14 protein-coding genes are annotated in these 16,790 nt (G+C 32.5%); 10 read left to right on the top strand and 4 right to left on the bottom strand.

The annotated features are described in order from the left end of the window. Positions 1 to 80: 80 nt before the first annotated feature. Positions 81 to 2,306, bottom strand: a complete 2,226-nt coding sequence (locus EG348_RS03220) for a TonB-dependent siderophore receptor (RefSeq protein WP_123980619.1) — start codon at positions 2,304 to 2,306, stop codon at positions 81 to 83. 188 nt (positions 2,307 to 2,494) lie between these two features. Between EG348_RS03220 and EG348_RS03215 the strand changes: the two genes are divergently transcribed. Continuing rightward, the gene (locus EG348_RS03215) at positions 2,495 to 3,553 is read left to right on the top strand and encodes a Gfo/Idh/MocA family oxidoreductase (RefSeq protein WP_123980617.1); all 1,059 of its coding nucleotides are present in this window, start codon (positions 2,495 to 2,497) and stop codon (positions 3,551 to 3,553) included. 163 nt (positions 3,554 to 3,716) lie between these two features. Here the strand turns inward: EG348_RS03215 and EG348_RS03210 are convergent, their stop codons facing one another. Next, positions 3,717 to 5,603 (bottom strand): ABC-F family ATP-binding cassette domain-containing protein, encoded by a 1,887-nt coding sequence (locus tag EG348_RS03210; protein WP_123980615.1) that lies wholly within the window; start codon positions 5,601 to 5,603, stop codon positions 3,717 to 3,719. Positions 5,604 to 5,877: 274 nt separating this feature from the next. Here EG348_RS03210 and EG348_RS03205 point away from each other — a divergent pair, with 274 nt between their 5' ends. From EG348_RS03205 to EG348_RS03190, 4 genes are all read left to right on the top strand, one after another. Then, the gene (locus EG348_RS03205) at positions 5,878 to 6,396 is read left to right on the top strand and encodes a DUF1761 domain-containing protein (RefSeq protein ID WP_317126997.1); all 519 of its coding nucleotides are present in this window, start codon (positions 5,878 to 5,880) and stop codon (positions 6,394 to 6,396) included. Positions 6,397 to 6,693: 297 nt separating this feature from the next. Next, a complete protein-coding gene (locus EG348_RS03200; RefSeq protein WP_123980613.1) occupies positions 6,694 to 7,827 on the top strand; it encodes an 8-amino-7-oxononanoate synthase in 1,134 nt (377 codons plus the stop codon). Positions 7,828 to 7,884: 57 nt separating this feature from the next. Beyond that, positions 7,885 to 8,400 carry a 5' nucleotidase, NT5C type gene (locus EG348_RS03195; RefSeq protein ID WP_123980611.1) on the top strand — a complete coding sequence of 172 codons (516 nt, stop codon included), beginning with the start codon at positions 7,885 to 7,887 and terminating at the stop codon, positions 8,398 to 8,400. Positions 8,401 to 8,525: 125 nt separating this feature from the next. After that, positions 8,526 to 10,172 carry an alpha/beta fold hydrolase gene (locus EG348_RS03190; protein WP_164463248.1) on the top strand — a complete coding sequence of 549 codons (1,647 nt, stop codon included), beginning with the start codon at positions 8,526 to 8,528 and terminating at the stop codon, positions 10,170 to 10,172. 1 nt (position 10,173) lies between these two features. On the opposite strand, the gene EG348_RS03185 is transcribed toward EG348_RS03190, so the two are convergent. Next, positions 10,174 to 11,037 (bottom strand): glycoside hydrolase family 25 protein, encoded by an 864-nt coding sequence (locus EG348_RS03185; RefSeq protein ID WP_123980607.1) that lies wholly within the window; start codon positions 11,035 to 11,037, stop codon positions 10,174 to 10,176. A gap of 65 nt (positions 11,038 to 11,102) precedes the next feature. Between EG348_RS03185 and EG348_RS03180 the strand changes: the two genes are divergently transcribed. The 5 genes from EG348_RS03180 to deoC all read left to right on the top strand — a co-directional run bounded on the left by EG348_RS03180 (position 11,103) and on the right by deoC (position 15,602). Next, positions 11,103 to 12,365 (top strand): NAD(P)/FAD-dependent oxidoreductase, encoded by a 1,263-nt coding sequence (locus EG348_RS03180; protein ID WP_123980604.1) that lies wholly within the window; start codon positions 11,103 to 11,105, stop codon positions 12,363 to 12,365. Beyond that, positions 12,362 to 13,039, top strand: coding sequence for a tRNA (guanosine(37)-N1)-methyltransferase TrmD (gene trmD, locus EG348_RS03175; RefSeq protein ID WP_123980602.1), 678 nt, complete (start codon positions 12,362 to 12,364; stop codon positions 13,037 to 13,039). Before EG348_RS03180 ends, trmD begins: the two co-directional genes overlap by 4 nt. 372 nt (positions 13,040 to 13,411) lie before the next feature. After that, complete coding sequence (locus tag EG348_RS03170; RefSeq protein ID WP_123980600.1) at positions 13,412 to 14,341, top strand: endonuclease/exonuclease/phosphatase family protein; 930 nt, start codon at positions 13,412 to 13,414, stop codon at positions 14,339 to 14,341. 40 nt (positions 14,342 to 14,381) lie between these two features. Next, positions 14,382 to 14,852, top strand: a complete 471-nt coding sequence (locus EG348_RS03165) for an Lrp/AsnC family transcriptional regulator (RefSeq protein WP_066755185.1) — start codon at positions 14,382 to 14,384, stop codon at positions 14,850 to 14,852. A 3-nt stretch (positions 14,853 to 14,855) separates the two neighbouring features. Next, entirely contained in the window at positions 14,856 to 15,602 is a 747-nt protein-coding gene (deoC, locus tag EG348_RS03160; RefSeq protein WP_123980599.1) for a deoxyribose-phosphate aldolase, read from the top strand. A gap of 56 nt (positions 15,603 to 15,658) precedes the next feature. On the opposite strand, the gene dusB is transcribed toward deoC, so the two are convergent. Continuing rightward, entirely contained in the window at positions 15,659 to 16,654 is a 996-nt protein-coding gene (gene dusB / locus EG348_RS03155) for a tRNA dihydrouridine synthase DusB (protein ID WP_123980597.1), read from the bottom strand. Between the last annotated feature and the right edge of the window lie 136 nt (positions 16,655 to 16,790).

Here is a 16,790-nt window from a genome sequence, read left to right as displayed (position 1 = left end):
GTTTATTAAATTTCAAAAGTGGAAACTGCAAAAATGCAACTTCCACTTTGAATGATGAAATTATTAATAATATTAAATTATTAAAGTTTATATGTTAATGTGAAATAGTAATTTCTAGGCGTAATAGGGTTTACAGAATAATTTTCGTGAACATTGTAATTTACAACATCAAATAAATTACCCACTTTTCCTTGGATTGAGAATTTACTCCATTCGTAGCCTAGAGATAGTGAAACAGTTGTGTAATCTTTTAATTCAAAACTTCTGCTTACGCCATTTCTTGCTTCTAAACTTGTACTGCTTCCCGTTTTTGTGTCATTCCATCCTGCCAATCTATCGCCGATATAATAAGCACTTGCTCCTACTTTCAAGCCTTTAATTCCTTTAGTAAAGGTATAAAATACAGAGGCATTTACTGTTGTAGCAGGCGTTCTCACCAATCTTTGATTTTCTATATAACCCACTTTGTCTGGCGTATCTAAATATACTGAATTGTTATAAGAAATACCTCCAATAATGGAAAGGTTTGGCATCGGATTACCTGTGATATCCAATTCTACACCTCGGCTACGCATTTTACCTACAAATTCTTTAAAGTTGGTGTCAATATTTGTAGTTCCATCTGCTTTAAATAGGGCAGTTTGATAAGAATTTTGATTGATGATTTGATATAGAGATAAGTTAATGGCAACTGCATTGTTCCAAATATTTTTCTTAGCTCCGATTTCATATTGATCAACAGTTGTTGGCTTCAAAGCTTCATTAAATATTGTCTGTCCGGTATTTGCTATAAAAGAATTAGTATACGTTGCAAAAACAGAAAGATTTTCATTTGGTGTATAAACTAAACCTACTTTTGGAGAAAAAGCTTGGTCTGAAGTAGAAGAATTGGAAACGAAACTCTTGTCATAAGGTTTACTGTTAGTAGCTTCAGTTTCTTTTATAGAAGGCATATTTTGAATATATGACCAACGTAATCCTGCAATTACTTTAAACTCTTTAGTTAAGCTGATAAAATCCTGAGCATAAACACCTATTCTTCTGGTATTTACTCTAGTCTTAGAATTTTTATTGCTATTTGGCATTGGTACATTTCCCCATGTTGAAGGATCGTCTAAGAATAATACATTCGCTGGGGCACTTACATTATAAGCATAAGAATCTGCTTGGTTGTAATCTGCATCAGTACCAAATAATACTTTATGATTAATTTTTCCGGTGTTAAATTCACCATTCAAATTCACCTGTGCAGAAGTATAGTTTTGTTCGTTGTAAGTTTTACCAAAAGGTCTTGCCCATGAAATACGATTAGTTTGCACTTTGTCAAAAGCCCACTGTACTCTTTCTGAAGAAAAATAATCTTTAGTGTAATTAGAATAAGCAGCAGTAGTGTTTAAAGACCATCTTTCATTAAATTGATGATTAAAAGTAATATTCGTCGAAACTTGTTCAACATTCTGATACTGCCAATCTGTTCCAAAAAAGACATTTCTGTCTACACCAGTATTCAAAGAATAGCTTTTATCTCTATTTTCAATTGATCCAACTCCAAAATCCGGTGTAATGTCATTTTTAAGATAATCAGCCTCAACTATCAATTGTGATTTTGGACTGATATTGAATAAAAATGAAGGGTTAAAATAATATTTTGTAGACTGTACCACATCTCTGAAACTTTCTGCATATTCATAAGCTCCATTTACTCTGAAGGCAATATTTTTTGATAATGGGCCGTAGATATCAACTGTAGGTTTGTAAGAATTCCAGCTTCCGCCATTTAATCCAACACTTCCTCCGAAATTAAACTTAGGCTTTTTAGTAATCATATTAATAATACCTCCTGCAGCAGCATTTCCATAAAGCATTGCATTGGCTCCTTTTAAAACTTCAACTCTTTCTAAACCACTTACCTCAGGGAAAACTCCGCTGTTAATTCTTGATCCGTTTTTAAAGATATTATCGTTTCCGAAAATAAAACCACGACCTCCGAAACTGTCTTGCGAACCACCTCTTGCAGAAGTAAGATAAACACCGTTTACGTTTTGAAGAACATCACTCAATTGTTTTGCCTGTTGTTGTTCAATGATTTCGTGAGTAACAATCGAAATCGGCTGTGGCGTTTCCATTATCGTAAGATTTGACTTGATAGATAGTGGCTTTGCCTTATTAGGGTTTCCTGTTTTATGAAGATTTACGTCTTCGATGGTCTGGATTCTAATTGTATCATTTTCAGGTGTAAACTTCATTTGTGCACTGACAGTGGTAGCCAATACGATGAAGCTTAAGGTTGTAACTTGTCTTTTCATTCTTACTTTATTTAGAGTGGTTTTAAATAAGGCGCAAATGTATGAATAAGCAGATATATTATTTAGACTAATTTAAAATAATATCATGATTTATATCATATTTTTAAACAATGATGGATTGTTCCTATAAAATTGATAGATTATATGATAGAAAGTTTTTTATAAATATATTTGTTAAAAATAAAATTATGCAATTGGTAAAAGTTGGTCTTTGTGCTTTTGGGATGAGTGGAAAAATTTTTCATGCTCCTTTTTTAAAAGAACATCCGGGATTTTTTATGTCGGCTGTTGTGGAAAGAAGTAAAGAAGAGTCAAAAGAAAAATATCCTGATGCTACGATCTACAAATCGGTAGAAGAGATGTTAGCTCATGCTGATATTGAATTGGTTGTAGTAAACACTCCGGTTCAGACTCATTTCGAATATGTTAAAATGGCTCTTGAAGCTGGGAAAAATGTTATTGTTGAAAAACCTTTTACCGTAAATGTTTCTGAAGCCGAAGAATTGGTAAAATTAGCCGAAGAAAAAGGTTTATTTTTAAGTGTTTATCAAAACAGAAGATTTGACCGTGATTTTCTTCAGGTTCAAAAAATAATCAGTGAAGGAAAATTAGGTGAAATCAAAGAAACTGAAATTCGTTTTGATCGTTTCCGTACAACTGCGAGCGGAAAAGCCCATAAAGAAGATCCTCAAGCAACTGGTTCGGGATCACTTCATGACTTGGGTTCGCATTTGGTAGATCAGGCAGTACAGTATTTTGGTTTTCCTGAAAAACTTTTTGCAGATGTATTTTCAATGAAAGGAGAAGAATTTGCGAATGATTATTTTGAGATTCTTCTTTATTATAAGAATGATTTACGAGTAAGATTAAAATCTTCTGTTTTCAGTAAAGAAGCGCATTATGCTTATGTAATTCACGGTGAAAAAGGAAGCTTTTTACAGGAAAGAACAGATAATCAGGAAAATGAATTGGTTGCCGGGGCAATTCCTGTTTATGGTAAAGACTGGACGATTCCTTTAAAAGAAACAGATGGAATTTTAAATATTTTAAATGAAAATTCAGAAACGGAAAGAATTCTTACTTCAAGCGAACCCGGAAATTACATGAATTATTATCAAAATATCTACGAACACATTGTTTTCGGATATTATTTACCGTCACCGGCAGGAGAGATCATTCAGAATATGAAGATTATTGATGCTGCGTGGGAGAGTTCTAATGCTGGGAAGATTATAAATTTGGTTTAAAGAATAAGTTAAATTTATATAAAAAGAGATGCTTCGACTACGCTCAGCATTACATCGCTAAAAATTTACTGTTAAAATTAGACAGTTTAGTATTAGAAATGTCATGCTGAGCGTAGTCGAAGCATCTCAACTTATAATTTATAACTCAAAACTTATAACTCAATTAAATTTCCTGAAGCTCCAACCATCTCATTTCATGGTTTTCTAATTTCTCAGAAATTGCTTCTAACTCTGCTGAAAGTTTAGCAATTTTCTCGTATTCGCTTTCATTATTAAGCTGCTCAAGAATCTTTGCACGTTGTTCTTCCAATTGAGGAATTTCCTTGTCAATAGTTTCCAGTTCTCTTTGTTCTTTAAAAGAAAGTTTTCTTTTGGGAGCCTGTGGAGATGAAACGGGAGTAGGAGCAGCAACAGGTGTTTCAACTTTTTTCTCAACAACAGCTTTCGGATTTTTTTCTTCTAATTTTAAATTTTCTCTGTATTCTGAGAAATTTCCAATAAAATCTCTTATTTTTCCTTCACCTTCAAACGCTAAAATATGGTCAACAATTCTGTCCATAAAATATCTGTCGTGAGAAACAATGATTAGACTTCCTTGGAAGTTCAATAAGAAATTTTCCAATACCGTCAAAGTCGGAAGATCAAGATCATTCGTAGGCTCATCAAATATCAAAAAGTTTGGATTTTGATATAAAATATACATCAAATGCAGTCTTCTTTTTTCACCTCCTGAAAGTTTTGAGATAGGTGAATATTGTGTTTGATCATCAAATAAAAATAACCTCAAAAACTGTGATGCAGAGATCGTTCTTCCGTTGGCTAAAGGAAAGTTTTCAGAAATTTCTTTGATGAAATCAATTACTCTTTCGTCTTCTTTATATTTAAGTCCTTTTTGTGAAAAGTACCCGAATTTAATGGTTTCTCCGGTTTCAATTTCTCCGGAATCTTTTGGTTCAAGACCTTGGATAATATTTAATAATGTAGATTTTCCGGCACCATTTTTTCCTACAATTCCTACTTTTTCCCCTCGTTGAAACTGATAACTGAAATCTTTTAATAATAATTTATCTCCATAACTTTTAGAAATATCTCTAAGTTCCAGAATTTTATTTCCGAGCCTTTTCATTTCGAAATCAAGCTCCAAGGATTCTTTTCTGGTATCGGTTTTAGCTATTTTTTCAGTTTCGTAAAAGTCATCTTGTCTGGATTTCGATTTTGTAGTTCGTGCTTTTGGCTGTCTTCGCATCCACTCCAATTCTTTTCTGTAAAGATTATTGGCCTTGTCGATGGTAGAATTCATATTATCCTCACGAATCATTTTATTTTCAAGATACGTTGCATAAGAACCATTGTGGAAATACAGATTTTTATCTTCCATTTCCCAGATAATTCCACAAACAGCATCTAAGAAATATCTGTCGTGCGTTACCAGTATTAATGTGATTTTAGCCTTACTCAAATAACTTTCCAGCCATTCTACCATTTCCACATCAAGGTGGTTGGTAGGCTCATCCATGATAAGAAGTGTGTGGCGGTGCTCAGCTCTGGTTTCAGTCAATAATTTTGCTAACGCAACACGTTTGATCTGCCCTCCGGAAAGCGTACCCATTTTGGCATCAAGATCTGTGATCTTTAGCTGAGAAAGAATTTGTTTCATATCATTCTCAAGATCCCAAGCTTTATGGATTTCCATTTCAGCCAAAGCTTTTTCAATAAAATCGTAATCTGTGGAAAGTAGTGACTTATGATAATTTTTCAGTGCCTGAATGGGCGCTGAATCAAGCGTCATCATAAACTCATCAATCGTTAGATCGGAATCAAACTCGATTTCCTGATCAAACAAAACAACTTGAATGTCTTTATTAATAACTACAGTTCCGCTGTCTGCAATTTCTTTTCCCATCAAAATTTTAAGAAGGGTAGATTTTCCGCTTCCATTTTTGGCAACAATAGCAATTTTATCTCCTTCATTTACATGGAAAGAGATATTTTCAAACAAAACTTTGATGCCATAAGATTTGGTGAGATTTTCGACAGAAACGTAATTCATTGGAATGTAATGGTTTGATTTAAGAATTCAATTGAGCGGCAAAAATACGAAAATGTAAACACTTAAAACTTATTAATACTATTATATAAAGATCTTTTAAACCATATATTGTTTTCATGATTAGTATAAAAATGCAGATTGATGTTGGGTTTTTGACTAAGTTTCTTCTGTTTTGCTTTTAATTATTAGTTAAAAGTGGTTTTGATTTGTGTAAAATTTATTTTATATTGATTTTTGATGTAGATTTGATATAATAAATTAAAATACTAAAACTATGATGCAAATTAACTTTTTGGCTATTGCGGTAGCCGCATTAGTACCCCTTATTATGGGATTTATCTGGTACCATCCAAAAATTTTAGGAACTGTTTGGATGCAGGAGGTCGGATTGACCGAAGAGAAAATGAAAGGTTCAAACATGGGATTTGCCTTTGTTTTTGCATTTATTCTATCATTTCTAATTGCTTTTTTCTTGCAAATGATTACTATTCATCAGTTTGGAGCTTTAGGAATGGTAGGTGGAGATGAAATGAACGCAAAACCTTCTTTTTTTGCCTTTATGAAAGATTATGGAACAGCTTATCGTTCTTTTGGCCACGGCGCTTTGCATTGTTTTATGGCTGGAGTCTTATTTGTATTTCCACTCACGGCAATTAATGCGATGTTTGAAAGGAAATCATGGAAATATACTTTCATTAATACTGCATATTGGACGATAACGATCACCATTATGGGCGGAATTGTCTGTGGTTGGTACGCGCCAGACAGTTTTAACTGGGTTACCCAAAAATAAAATTCTAACGTTCTAAATTAAGGCTACATTTGTGGCCTTTTTTATGTTATATAGCTCTCTGTGCAGTCGAAAGTTTGTTTTTAAATATAAGTAACATCTATGTTCAGGTTAATCTAGTATATTCTAATAGTAGCTTTTATTTTGCTTTTAATTATTGCAAGTATAAACAAAGATGGATTGAAAAATAAATCATATAATTAAAGAAAAAGCAAAGCTCATTCGTTTATGTAAGTAAAACGAAAATAAAAACTATGGATTATCAATTATTTAAAATTTTATTTCCAAAATACACAACGGGTGCCATATAATTTAAAAATATATAATAGTGTTTCGGAACTGCCTTTACAGTGGAATGTTGCGCTCGGAAATAAAAACATTATGCTTTCCAAAGAATATTTCCATGTCTTGGAATCTTCGAGACCTGATAATATGCAATGTTATTATGTCGGATTTTTCATTGATAATGATTTGATTGGCGGCGCTTTATTTCAATATTTAAATTTTCAGAATCATGCAACTTTTCAGAAAAATGAAATTTGGGGTAATATCAGAAATTTCTTTGCCCGAATATTCAGTAAAGATGTGATGATCCTGGGAAACAATATGTTGACAGGCCAGAACGGATTTTATTTTGATGCTGACAAAATTACTTTAGAACAAGTTATTCCACTTTTGGATCTGGCTGTTCAGACAATGCAGAAAAAGATCAGAAAAACGTCTTTGATTATTTACAAAGATTATCAGTCCAATTTTGTTCAATATTTTAAAGATAAAAACCATCAGGAATATTTTCGATTTTCTGTTCAGCCCAATATGATGTTGAAATTAAAAGAAAATTGGAGCACTTTTGAGGATTATTTGAATGATTTTTCCAAAAAATACAGAACAAGAGCCCGCTCTGCCAGAAAGAAATTCGAAGGAATAGACAAAAAAGAGATGAGTTTTGAAAATATAAAAAAATATCAAAATGAAATGAATATTCTCTATCAAAACGTAGCAGAAAATGCTCCGTTCAATACTTTTTTTCTTGCTGAAAATCATTTTCAAAGCATGAAGGAAAATTTAAATCAAAATTTTAAAATTTTCGGATATTTTTTAGATCAAAAATTGATCGGATTTTACACTTTAATTCTCAATAATGAAGATATTGATACGTACTTTTTAGGCTACAATAAAGAGCTTCAAAAGGAAAAGCAATTGTATCTGAATATGCTTTTAGACATGGTGGAATCTTCAATTAATAACAAATTTAAAAGAATTATTTTCGGAAGGACTGCGTTAGAAATAAAGTCAACTATTGGCGCAGAGCCCATTGAAATTTTCGGTTTGATAAAACATAATAATATTCTTTTGAATCAATTCATGGGAAGACTATTTTCTTCATTAAATCCAAAAGCTGAATGGGTTCAAAGAAGACCTTTCAGAAAATGATATTTTTTATTTTTTTTGATATATTGTAAATTCGTTTTTTAATTTAAAATATTCAAAATGAAGAAGAGAATTATTGTTGATATGGACGGGGTGATGTCGGATTTATATCATCAGCTTATTGCCCTTGAAAAAAGAGATTCCGGCAAAGAACTGAATGTAGCAGATTTAATTGGTCTTACTGAGTTGGAAGCATTTCCAAATTGCAAAACACATGTTCATGAGCCTGGTTTTTTCAGGACGGCACGTTTAATGGAAGGAAGTTATGAGGCAATAAAATATTTAAATGAGAAATATGAGCTTTATGTAGTTTCTGCCGGGATGGAGTTTCCAAATAGTCTGAGAGAAAAATACGATTGGCTGGCGGAGCATTTTCCATTCATCACTTGGGAGCAGATTGTCCTTTGTGGTAGTAAAAAAATAATTTCAGGAGATATAATGATTGATGATTATCCGAAGAATTTAAATCATTTTCAGGGAGAAAAATTCATATTTACACAACCTCATAATCAGCTTTTAGAAAACGAGGAGTATAAAAGAGTGAATTCCTGGGCAGAAATTATGAATATATTATAACGATAGAATTTGATGTAATCTATTTGTAATGTTTTACCATAAATTTAACTAAACGGAAGTTAAATTTAATACGCTGTTGGGAATTTTTAATGAAAGAAATGAACATTTTTGCATTAAACTTTACCATGAAAAAATTCAACATTTTATTTCTTCTATTTTCAGCTTTTTACTTTAATGCACAGGTTATTTCCGGAACTGTTTTTTCTAAAGAAGAAAATAAGCCAATTCCTTATGTGAAAATCGGTGTTGAAAAAGAAAAAACTGGAGTGATCTCAGATGAAAAAGGAAATTTTTCAATTGATCTTTCAAGGAGTGATGTAAATCATAAAGTGAGGATAGAGGTTCCCGGTTATGTAAATTATTCGGAGTCTGTTCAAAACTTTTCAAAACAAAATTCTCAAAAAATATTTTTAAATGAGAAAGTTAAAAATATTGAGGAAGTAAAAATTGTGGCTAAGAAATTGGTTGACAAAAATTGGGGTGTAAATACAAAAACAAAAAGTGTAATGTACAACGTAAACCCTGATTTGAATAATACTAACTTTTTGGGTGAAACAGCTTTAGAATTTAATACTAATAAAAGAGCAAAGATTAAAAATATTCATCTGAATATTGCAAGTTATAAATCCAATGAACCTGTTTTGATGCGTTACAGTATTTATTCTGAAAAGAATGGTTTTCCGGATAAAACGATTCTGGATGATGAAATTACGGTAGAATTAACCGAAGATATGATCAAAGACGGAGCTTTTACCTTAGACGTTAATGATAGAAATATTTGGGTTCAGGGAAAGTTTTTTATAGGAATACAGTTTCTGAAGAGATTTGAGGGGCGGATAACTATTAGTGCTGCATTATTCAGGACGGGTTATATTAGGGAGTTTTATGGAGATTGGAAGAAAATGTCGATCGCTGCTCCTGCTATAAATATTGATGTAAAAGTGGATAAAAACGGTAAAAATGTAACAGACGAAACTGTTGCTTCTGATGAAAATCTTACAGGTCTTATTCCGGATCTAAGCAAATATAATATGGAAAAAGAAAATTCTATTTACGGTAAAAATTCCTCTGCAGGAAAGGTATTAAAGCTAAAAAATACAGATCTGTATTATGAAATATATGGCGAAGGTGAGTCTTTGGTTTTGCTTCATGGAAACAGTGGAAGTATTCAGGAATTTTATCAGCAGATTCCTGAACTTTCTAAATATTATAAAGTAATAGCACTGGATACAAGAGGTCAGGGGAAAAGTACAGATACATCAAAAACCTATTTTACCTATAAAATTTTCGCTGATGATGTAAAAGTTTTGGTTGATGAATTAGGTTTGAAAAAAATAAATATCGTTGGATGGAGTGATGGCGGAAATACAGGTCTTGAATTTGCTTTAAAATATCCCGATCATCTAAAAAAACTTGTAACGATAGGAGCTAACGTATTTCCTGAAGGAGTAGATTCGCGACTTTTGAATAATATGAAAACTCAGCTTCAGGTTTTGCAGGCTGAAAATAATCCTGCGAAATTCAACGAGATCCGTTTGTTGAAAATTATGCTGAAAGAACCGAATATCCCTAAAAATTCTTTAAACAAAATTCAAAATCCTGTTTTAGTAATTGCCGGAGAAAATGATGTGATTAAAAAAGAACATACGGAATTTATCGCGAAGCAGATTCCTAATTCTGAACTTAAAATCTATAAAAATGGAACGCATTTTATCCCTTTTGAAAACCCTGAAGAATTAAATAATGATATTTTAGAATTTCTGGGAAAATAATTTAATCTATCGTCAATCTCTTCAAAGACCATAAGCTTCCATTGTAAATATCCAGATCTACTTTGGTATTGATTCCGTGAACGATCCCGTTTTCAGTAAACTGCCAGAAATCCCAGTCACCTTCAGGAGATGGAGTAGGAACGTCATTGTAATTGGCCAGCCAAAGCGGATAGTCATCAAATTCACCTTTTAAAAAGTCTTTGTAATAATGATAATAAGTGTAAATAATAGGTTTTTCTCCGTATGTTTCCTCAATAATCTTGCACCAAACCTTTAAGTCTTCAATTAACTTTTTATTCGTTTTACGTTTCGGAATTTTTTCAATATCTAAAATTGGGGGAAGATCTCCACTTTCCAGTTTTACATTAGCCAGAAAATTATTCGCCTGAATCACTGGATCCTCATCAGCTCTGTAAAAATGATAAGCTCCACGGATCAACTCATGTTTTTTTGCCTGTTGCCAAAATTCGTCAAAATGTTTATCGGCATTTCGGTTTCCCATTGTGGCTCTCATCACGACAAATTCCAGTGGAATGGTTTTATTGCCGATGCTCAGGCTGTCCCATTTTATATCTTCCCGGTTTTGATAATGAGAAATGTCGAAACCATACGTTTTATCAAGATTATTTGATAGAATTTTTTGAATTCTTAAGGTTTCTGTTTCGTTATTATGAAGTTTTTTATGAATGAATTTATTAAAGTATAGTGCGTAATAATAGCTTACAGACTGTTTTAAATATAATCCGGTTCCCAATAAAGCAACAATTAAAATTGCCAAGACAATTTTCCGACGGAAAAAATAATTTTTTCGCCTGTTGTTATGAATTTTTTTGGCAGTTTTTTTGGTGTACTTTTTTTGTGTCATAAAGTTTTGCAAAACTAACTTTTTAACGACTAAAATGCTAAATAAAATCAGTAAATTTGTATAATATGGAAACACGCGAAAAGATCATCATTATAGGAGGAGGTTTTGCGGGACTACAACTTGCAAAAACGTTGAATAACAAGAACAAAAAGGTAATTGTTCTGGATAAAGTTAATCATCATATGTTTCAGCCGCTCTTCTATCAGGTAGCGTGTGGGAGGATAGAACCTTCCAATATTTCTTTCCCCTTCAGGAAAATTTTTCAGCAATCGAGAAATACGCAATTTCGTTTAACGGAGGTTAGAGAAATTGATGCTGTCAATAATAAAGTAATCACTGATGAAGCAGAATTTACGTACGATAAATTAATCATCGCGACAGGTTGTAAAACGAACTTTTTCGGTAATAAAGATCTTGAAGGTAAGGCTTTCGGGATGAAAAATACTCAGGAAGCAATCGGTATCAGAAATCATGTTTTGATGACCTTCGAAAAGCTGATCATTGAGAAAAGCCGAAGCGACGACGGAAACTGGAATATCGTTATCGTAGGAAGCGGACCGACAGGTGTTGAACTAGCCGGAGCTTTTGCTGAAATGAAAAAAGAAATTCTTCCAAGAGATTATCCTTATATGAATTTTGATAATCTAAAGATCATTTTGATAAGCTCTACAGAAAAACCCCTTGCGGTAATGAGTCCTGAAGCTCAGGTTCAGTCAGAAAAATATCTTAAAGATCTGGGAGTAACTTTTATGAGTGAAGAATATGTGACTGATTATGATGGCGATAAAGTTCACATGAAAAGCGGAAAAAGTATTCCTTCAAACAATGTAATATGGGCAGCTGGAGTCACAGGAAACGTTGTAGATGGTTTTCCTCAGGACAAATTAAACAGAAACAGATATATCGTAGATCGTTTTAATAAAATAAAAGGATACGATAATATATATGCAATCGGAGATATTTCCTACATGGAAACTCCAAAATATCCACAGGGGCATCCACAGGTTGCCAATGTAGCAATTAATCAAGCAAAAAATTTAGGTAAAAATTTCTTGAAGAAAAATTCCGGTGAATGGAAGGAATATGAATATGAAGATAAAGGATCTTTAGCAACCATCGGGAAACACAGAGCAGTTGTGGATTTACCATTTATAAAATTCCAGGGCTTTTTTGCGTGGTATTTTTGGATGTTTTTACACTTAATGTTGATTTTGAGTGTAAGAAATAAACTTGCCGTGTTCTTCAATTGGATGTGGAGCTATTTTAATAAAGATTCATCTTTAAGATTGATTATTTTACCAAATAAGAAAAACGAAACAGTACAATGAGAATTGACATTATAAGCGTACTTCCTGAATTGATGGAAAGTCCTTTTCAGACTTCTATTTTGAAAAGAGCGGTAGATAAAGGATTGGTAGAAGTTCATTTTCACCAATTGAGAAATTGGTCAATTAATAAACACAGGCAGATTGATGACGAGCCTTACGGAGGCGGAGCAGGAATGGTAATGATGATCGAACCGTTGGATAAATGTATCTCAGAGCTTAAATCTCAGAGAGAATATGATGAAGTAATCTATCTTACACCGGATGGTGTTACTTTAAATCAAAAAATAGCCAACACGCTTTCTATTAAAAATAATTTGATCTTTTTGTGCGGACATTATAAAGGCATCGATCAAAGGCTTAGAGATCTGCATATTACCAAAGAAATTTCGATAGGAGATTATGTTCTTACGGGTGGTGAATTGGCTGCATGTGTTCTTGCGGATTCAATTATCCGTTTGGTTCCTGGAGTTTTGAATGATGAGCAGAGTGCTTTGACAGATAGTTTTCAAGATGATCTTCTGTCGCCGCCAATCTACACAAGACCTGAAAGTTATAAAGGTTTAGATGTTCCTAAAATTTTATTAAGCGGTAATTTTGCTAAAATTGAAGAATGGCGTCACGATGAAGCAATGAGAATTACAAAAGAAAAACGTCCTGATTTACTCTCGAAATAGTTACTTAAATTCGTTAATCAGAAACATTTTTTTTACTTTTAGAATAATTAATTGAAAAAATGGAATAATAATTGCAATAAGAGTGTGTAAGATTTAAATATAATCGTTTAATACTGCTTAAAATAGATTATTATTCTAAATATTTTAAATTTTATATACTGTTTTGCTTTGGTTTTATAAAAGTAAACTTAAAAACGATTAAAAATTTTAATTATATATTTATAATTAGTTATTTTTATTATTTAATTATGGTTGTTTTAAGTATTAAATTAATGTAAATATATTGTAAATAAATTAACCATATTTGAAAAAAAATAATAAATTTACATATTGAAATTAAAGTATAAAAATAAAGAATAGAAATGCGAGACAATGGAGTTGTTCAGTTTTTACAATGTTGAAAATTTATTTTTGCCCGATCCCACACCAATTCATAAATTGGATCCTACAAAATCAGGATTAAGAAACTGGGACGAGAAAAGATACAGGAACAAGCTTTTAAAAATTGCGCACGTATTTCAATTAATGAAGGAGGAAAATGGGGTATTACCATTTATGATAGGTCTGTCTGAGGTATCCGGAAGGAAAGTATTGGAAGATCTTGTAGAATTGGAACCCTTTAATTCAGAATATGGCATCATTCACTACAATTCTATGGATGAGAGGAATGTAGATGTTGCCCTGTTATATGATAAAAATAAAGTAGAAGTAATAGACTCAGAAACCATTACTTTCTTCTTTGAAATTATAGATAAAAACACAGAAAACTACGACACAACAAGAGATGTATTGTATTCTAAAGTGAAATATAAAGGAGAGATTATTAATGTCTTTATCGCGCACCTTCCCTCAAAGCGAGAAAAAGATATTAATAAACCCAAAAGAGCTTTTATATTGAACGAGATTCGGGGGCGGATCTTGAATATAATAAATGATAAGGAACATGTAATCTTGTGTGGTGATTTTAACGAAAACCCAGATGATGAAAATTTAGTAAAAATTCTCTATGACAATGCTAGTGAGAAGGTTTTAGAAAACCCTTTCCAGCAACTGTTTTCCACAAGAAATTATTCTACTTTTCATTATAAATCCGGATTGCTGTTTGATCAGATTATATTATCAAAATCATTATTTGATAATGTAGGTTTATCATTTCAGGAGGCTGAAGTGTTCAACTCTGAGAAAATAAGCAGTAGGAACAGGAATTTTGAAGGAAGACCCTTCCGAACTTATGCCGGTACACGGTATTTGGGTGGGTATAGCGATCATTTTCCGGTTTTTGTAAAATTTAGAGATTTATAACACAATGTAAAAACATAAATAATTAAAAAAAGTAGAAAAAATGAAAAATTCAACAAACGCAAACTACCATTTAGATTCAATCGACAAGGAGATCATCTACATGTTGATGGATAATGCTAAGACTTCTTTAGCTCACATTTCAAAAAATGTAGGAATTTCAACAACTGCTGTACACCAGAGAATTAAAAAGCTGGAGCATGCAGGAGTTATTGAGAATTCAATCTCTTTTCTGAATCCTAAAAAGATCGGGTATAAAGTAATTTCTTATATCGGTGTATTTTTAGATCAGCCAAGTCATTATCCTGAAGTTGTAAAAGCTTTAAAAGAAATCAATGAAGTAGTAGAAGCGCATTACACCACAGGAAATTATACAATTTTCCTAAAAGTACTTTGTAAGGATAATGATCATTTGATGATGATTCTTAGTAAACTTCAGAAGCTAAAAGGAGTGACAAGAACAGAAACTTTCATATCTTTGGAGCAAGGTATTTACAGACAATTGAAAGTATAACAGATTATGAATATTGCTCAATATTTGGATTCAACATATTTGAAAACTCCTGCGCAATCGGGTATTTCAAACGAAGAAACTTTACAGAAAGACAAAGATCTCGCTCAAGAAGCTATTGATAATGGCATCTTTGCAGTAATGATCCGTCCGGATTATGTGTCCGAGATCAAGAAGTATATTCAGGAAAGGAATTCAGATGTTATTGTAGGAACTGTGATTGGTTTTCATGAAGGAACTTATTCTGTTGATGAAAAACTTGCAGAAGCCTCAAAAGCAATACAACACGGAGCAGACGAATTAGATTTTGTTATTAATTATAATGCCTATCTAAGTGGAGATTTTGAACTGGTAAAAGAAGAATTTGTAAAATGTACACAATTGTGTATTGAAAATCAGAAGGTTGCAAAATGGATCATTGAGATCGCGGCTTTAACTGATGAGCAGATTGCTGATCTTACTAAAAAAATGTCCAATTGGGCAGAAGAAAATTTCTCTGAAAATGATCTTTCGAATATTTTCGTGAAATCTTCTACAGGCTTTTATGAAACTACCGGTGGAAAGCCTAACGGAGCAACATTTGAAGGTGTAAAAATTATGCTTGATAATGCCGGAAAACTTCTTGTGAAAGCAGCGGGAGGTGTAAGAACTCCTGAAGATGCCGAGAAAATGATCAACATGGGAGTGAAAAGAATAGGAACTTCTTCAGCATTAGGATTAATTAAAAATCAGTCTTCTTCAGAAGGATATTAAAATATTTAATTTTAAATAATAAAAGAAGACCATCATATATTGATGGTCTTTTTTGTTTATAATTGAGTTTGATATTCTTCATAAAAGGCTTGAGTTTCTTTAATCACTTCATCCATTTCTTCTAAAGTATATACTTCTAAGAATTTTCTTCTGAAATCTTTAAAATGAGGAATTCCACGGAAATAATTGCTGTAATGCTGTCTCATTTCGATAAGTCCCAATTTTTCTCCTTTCCACTCTGCGCTCCATTCTGCATGTTGACGAACGGCTAATAATCTGTCGAAAATTGTAGGTTCCGGCAAGTGTTCTCCAGTTTTAAAGAAATGTTTTATTTCATTAAAAATCCAAGGATAGCCAATAGCTGCACGACCTATCATAATTCCGTCGCAGGCATATTTTTGCTTGTATGCTAAAGCTTTTTCAGGAGAATCAATATCACCATTTCCAAAAATTGGAATCTCAATATTTGGGTTTTGCTTAATTCTTGAAATGTGATCCCAGTCAGCTTCACCTTTATACATTTGAGCACGCGTTCTTGCGTGTATCGTTAACGCTTTAATCCCTGTATCCTGCAGACGTTCTGCTACTTCATCAATATTAATCGTATGACTGTCCCATCCCAAACGTGTTTTCACGGTTACAGGCAGGTGGGTAGAGCTTACAACAGCTTTTGTAAGGCGTACCATTAAGTCGATGTCTTTTAAAACTCCTGCACCGGCACCTTTACATACTACTTTTTTTACGGGACATCCGAAATTAATATCTACAAGATCAGGATTTACGGTTTCTACAATTCTTGCAGACATTGCCATTGCTTCTTCGTCTCCACCAAAGATCTGAATGCCGACAGGTCTTTCATAATCGAAAATATCTAATTTTTTTCGGCTTTTCATAGCGTCACGAATTAACCCTTCAGAAGAAATAAATTCTGAATACATTAAGTCTGCACCATGCATCTTACACAAGCGTCTGTATGGAGGATCACTTACATCTTCCATGGGCGCTAACAAAAGCGGAAATTCCGGCAGTTCTATGTTGCCTATCTTTATCATGGTGCAAATTTACGAAATTATAAAACATTAAAAAAAGTAAGTTTTATCATGCATATATTGGGATTTGAATTGATGTTAAAAACACTTAATTAATTGGTTTTTATTTAGTTTGATATTAAATTATTTGTGTTAAATT

Source organism: Chryseobacterium sp. G0201, from assembly GCF_003815655.1.
Classification (GTDB): domain Bacteria; phylum Bacteroidota; class Bacteroidia; order Flavobacteriales; family Weeksellaceae; genus Chryseobacterium.
Note: the sequence above shows the minus strand (reverse complement) of the source record. Positions and strands in the feature narration are given on the sequence as shown.